Origin of the sequence: Streptomyces panacea (assembly GCF_040560175.1) — a bacterium.
In the GTDB taxonomy this organism is placed as follows: Bacteria; Actinomycetota; Actinomycetes; order Streptomycetales; family Streptomycetaceae; genus Streptomyces; species Streptomyces panacea.
The window spans coordinates 1-4,357 of the sequence record NZ_JARJHW010000317.1; the positions used below are offsets into that span (position 1 = coordinate 1).

Below are 4,357 nucleotides of genomic sequence, written 5' to 3' on the forward strand. Positions count from 1 at the left end.
CCGGCGGCGCGCCGGGGTCCGAGCGTGAGCCGGACGCCGGACCGGCCCCCGACGCTGACGGCAACGGCAACGGCAACGGCAACGGCAACCCCGCCCCCGGCCCCGACCGCCCCGGAGGAGACGCGTGAACGACGTGCTCGACGTCGCCATTCGGCTGGTCATCGTCTTCGCCGCATTCCTCGTTCTGCCCCTCGTCGTCGGGCAGACCGAGCACAAGGTCATGGCCCACATGCAGGGCCGTCTCGGGCCCATGTACGTCGGCGGTTTCCACGGATGGGCCCAACTCGTCGCCGACGGCGTCAAGTTCGCGCAGAAGGAAGACATCGTCCCGGCCGCCGCCGACCGCCGGATCTTCCAGCTCGCCCCGGCCGTCGCCCTGCTGCCCTATCTCCTCGTACTCGTCGCGATCCCGATCGGCCCCCAGGAGGGCGCGGTCGGCGAGGTCGTCGACGCGGGGATCTTCTTCGTGCTCGCCGTGATGGGCGTCGGCGTCCTCGGGTCGCTCATGGCCGGCTGGGCGTCGGCCAACAAGTTCTCCCTGCTCGGTGGCCTCCGCACCGCCGCCCAGCTGCTCGCGTACGAGCTGCCCATGCTGCTCACGGCCGCCTCCGTCGCGATGGCGGCCGGCACCGTCTCGCTCCCCGGCATCCTCGACGCCTTCGAGTGGTGGTGGGTGCCCTGGCAGATCGTCGGCGCCCTCGTCTTCTTCGTCGCCGGCCTCGCCGAACTCCAGCGCCCTCCCTTCGACATGCCGGTCGCCGACTCCGAGATCATCTTCGGCGCCTACACCGAGTACACCGGTCTGCGGTTCGCGCTGTTCCTGCTCGCCGAGTACGCGGGCATCGTCGTCCTGTGCGGACTGACCACCGTCCTGTTCCTCGGCGGCTGGCACGGCCCGTTCGGCGGTGACGACCTCGGCTGGCTCTGGACCCTCGTCAAGACGTTCCTCCTCGCCTTCGTCGTCATCTGGCTGCGCGTCAGCTATCCCCGGCTGCGCGAAGACCAGCTCCAGAAGCTCGCCTGGACCGTGCTCATCCCGCTCGCCCTCGCCCAGATCGCCCTCACCGGCATCGTCAAGGTGGTGATCCAGTAAGTGCCTCCGATCCCCGGTAGCGGCCTGGCCAAGGGGCTGGCCGTCACCCTTCGTACGATGACCAGGAAGACCGTCACCGCGCGGTACCCGGACACCCAGCCCGAACTCCCGCCCCGCAGCCGCGGTGTGATCGGCCTGTTCGAGGAGAACTGCACGGTCTGCATGCTCTGCGCCCGTGAGTGCCCCGACTGGTGCATCTACATCGACTCCCACAAGGAGACGCTGCCCGCCGCGGCCCCCGGCGGCCGGGAGCGCAGCCGCAACGTCCTCGACCGGTTCGCCATCGACTTCTCGCTCTGCATGTACTGCGGTATCTGCATCGAGGTCTGTCCCTTCGACGCCCTTTTCTGGTCACCGGAGTTCGAGTACGCGGAGACGGACATCCTGGAACTCACCCACGAGCGCGACAAACTCCGCGAGTGGATGTGGACCGTGCCGGCCCCGCCCGCCCTCGACCCGGGTGCCGAGGAGCCGAAGGAGATCGCCGCCGCCCGCAAGACGGCCGACAAGCTGGCCGCGGCGGAAGCGGCGGAAGCGGCCGATGTGGCGGAAGCGACCGAAGCGACCGAAGCGGCCGATGCGGCCCAAGGTGCGACGCGGCAGCGGGAGGACGGCGAGTGAACCCTCTCGCGGCCACCCACCCCGGCTTCCTGTCCCCGACCGGCGTCGAGATCGCCTTCCTCCTCGTCGGCCTCGTCACCCTCGGCGCGGCCGTCATCACCGTCACGACCAAGCAACTCGTGCACGCCGCCCTGTGGCTCGTCGTCGCGCTCGGCGGCCTGGCCGTCGAATACCTGCTGCTGACGGCCGAGTTCATCGCCTGGGTGCAGGTCCTGATCTACGTCGGCTCCGTCGTCGTCCTCCTGCTGTTCGGGCTGATGCTGACGAAGGCGCCCATCGGCCGTTCCCCCGACGCGGATTCGGAGAACCGGTGGGTCGCGCTCGCCGTGGCACTCACCGCCGCCGTCGCGCTCGTGTGGGTCGTCGTCGACGCGTTCCGTACGACCTGGATCGATCTCGACGGCCCCGCGCAGGGGTCCACCGAGGTGTCGGGCCAGTTCCTCTTCCGGCACTGGGTCCTGCCCTTCGAAGCACTCTCCGTCCTGCTGCTCGCCGCGCTCATCGGCGCGATCGTCCTGTCCCGCAAGAGCGACGCCGCTCGTGGCAAGGAGCAGCGCTGATGCATCTCGCCTATCCCGCCGTCCTCGCGGCGCTGCTGTTCTGCACCGGTCTGTACGGGGTGCTCGCCCGCCGCAACGCGATCCTCGTCCTCATGTCCGTCGAGCTGATGCTCAACGCCGTCAATCTCAACCTCGTCGCGTTCGACGTGTGGCTGCGCGACACCCTGCACGCCGGCCAGGCCCTCACCCTCTTCGTGATCGCCATCGCCGCCGCCGAGATCGGCATCGGCCTGGCGATCGTGCTGATGGTCTACCGCAACCGCGGCACCTCGGACATCGACCGGCTCCGCGACAGCGTCGAGAGCGACGCGACCGACGAGGCCGCGGCCGAGTCCGCCCAAGAGGCCCGAGCCCAAGCCGACGCCGACGCCGCCCGGGCAAAGAAGGCTGAGGCCACCGCGTGACCACGACCACCCTCGCCGTCCTCGTCCCCCTCCTGCCGTTCCTCGGCGCGGTCGCCGGACTGCTCCTCGGCCGTACGGCCCCCGGATTCGTCCGGCCCCTGGCCGTGCTGCCGCCGCTCACCGCCGCCGTACTCGCCGTGATCGTCGCCGTACGCCAGAGCAACGGGCACGGCGGCACCCGCGCACCGATCGACGCCGCGACCCAGCTCACCCCCACCGGCTCGGTCCCGATCGATCTCGCCCTGTACATCGACGGCTTCGCCGCCCTCGTCGCGATCCTCGTGGGCGTCGTCGCGACGTGCGTGCAGATCTACTCGACGGGCTATCTGCGCGACGACCCGCGCTACCCCTCGTACGCCGCCCTCGTCTCCCTCTTCACCTCCGCGATGCTGCTCGTCGTCTACTCCGGCGACCTGATGGTGCTCCTGGTCGGCTGGGAGATCATGGGCATCTGCTCGTACTTCCTCGTCGGCCACTACTGGGAGACCCCCGAGGCGCGCGCCGCCTCCCTGAAGGCCTTCCTGGTCACCAAGCTCGGCGATGTCCCCTTCCTACTCGGGCTGTTCGCGCTCGCCGTCGACACCGGTACGTTCCGGATCACCGGCGTCCTCCAGGCCGTCGCGGACGACGGGCTCGACCACCCCACCCTGATCGCGCTGCTGCTGATCGCCGGTGTCGCGGGCAAGTCGGCCCAATTCCCCCTGCACACCTGGCTGCCCGACGCGATGGCCGGCCCCACCCCCGTCTCCGCGCTGATCCACGCGGCGACGATGGTCGCCGCCGGTATCTACTTCGTGGCCCGTCTCCTCCCCGTCTTCGCCGCCTCGGCCGTCGCCCTCGCCGTGCTCGCCGTGATGGCCGCGATCACCATGGTCGGTTCGGCGATCGCCGCCCTCGCACAGGACGACATCAAACGCGTCCTCGCCTACTCGACCATCGGCCAACTCGGCTACATGTCGGGCGCGCTGGCCGTGGGCGACCGGGGCGCGGCCGTCTTCCACCTCGTCTCGCACGGCGCCTTCAAGGCGCTTCTCTTCCTCGGCGCCGGCGTGATCATCCACGCCGCCGGCACCAACTCGCTCGCCGCCATGTCCCGGATGGGCGGCCTCGCCAAACGCGTCCCCGACGCCTACTGGACGATGACGATCGCGCTGCTCGCGCTCGCCGCCATCCCGCCCTTCGCCGGCTTCTTCTCCAAGGAAGCCGTCCTCGTCGCCGCCGAACACACGGCTCTCGGCGAGTCCGACATCGCCCCGGACATCGCCGGCTGGACCGTGCTGGTCGCCGGTCTGCTCACCGCCCTCCTCACCGCCGCCTACGCGACGCGCCTGTGGCTCCTCGCCTTCCGGGGCCGGGGCACCGAAGCGGCCGACCACGGCAAGCAGCCCCTCTCGATGAACGCCGTCCTGTGGGTACTCGCCGTCCCCTCGCTCGCCTTCGGCCTGACCGTCGGCCTCATCGCCCCCTGGGTGGACGCGGAGAGCCTCACCCCGACGGTCACCACCTCCGTACTCGGCACGGGAGTCGCGCTCGTCGGCGGACTGATCACCTACGGCGCCTGGACCCACACCACGGCACTCGCCGCCCGCACCCCCATGGGCGCCGTCGCCGCGCACCCCGACGCCGAGCCCGCCCTCTCCGAGGTCGAGGCCATCGCCAGCCACACCCCCGCCTACGGC

At 70.7% G+C, this 4,357-nt stretch carries 5 protein-coding genes; all 5 read left to right on the top strand.

Going from position 1 to position 4,357, the window contains the following annotated elements; genetic code table 11:
* Positions 1–124 precede the first annotated feature (124 nt).
* Positions 125–1,093, top strand: coding sequence for a complex I subunit 1/NuoH family protein (locus tag P3L51_RS35310; protein WP_354609454.1), 969 nt, complete (start codon positions 125–127; stop codon positions 1,091–1,093).
* Positions 1,094–1,714, top strand: coding sequence for a NuoI/complex I 23 kDa subunit family protein (locus tag P3L51_RS35315; RefSeq protein ID WP_354609455.1), 621 nt, complete (start codon positions 1,094–1,096; stop codon positions 1,712–1,714).
* Complete coding sequence (locus P3L51_RS35320) at positions 1,711–2,274, top strand: NADH-quinone oxidoreductase subunit J family protein (protein ID WP_354609456.1); 564 nt, start codon at positions 1,711–1,713, stop codon at positions 2,272–2,274. The genes P3L51_RS35315 and P3L51_RS35320 overlap by 4 nt, the downstream gene beginning before the upstream one ends.
* Positions 2,274–2,678: an NADH-quinone oxidoreductase subunit NuoK gene (gene nuoK / locus P3L51_RS35325; RefSeq protein WP_354609457.1), complete on the top strand. Its 405-nt coding sequence runs from the start codon at positions 2,274–2,276 to the stop codon at positions 2,676–2,678. Before P3L51_RS35320 ends, nuoK begins: the two co-directional genes overlap by 1 nt.
* The coding region (locus P3L51_RS35330) for an NADH-quinone oxidoreductase subunit 5 family protein (protein ID WP_354609458.1) at positions 2,675–4,357 on the top strand (1,683 nt) is incomplete at its 3' end. The genes nuoK and P3L51_RS35330, both read left to right, overlap by 4 nt.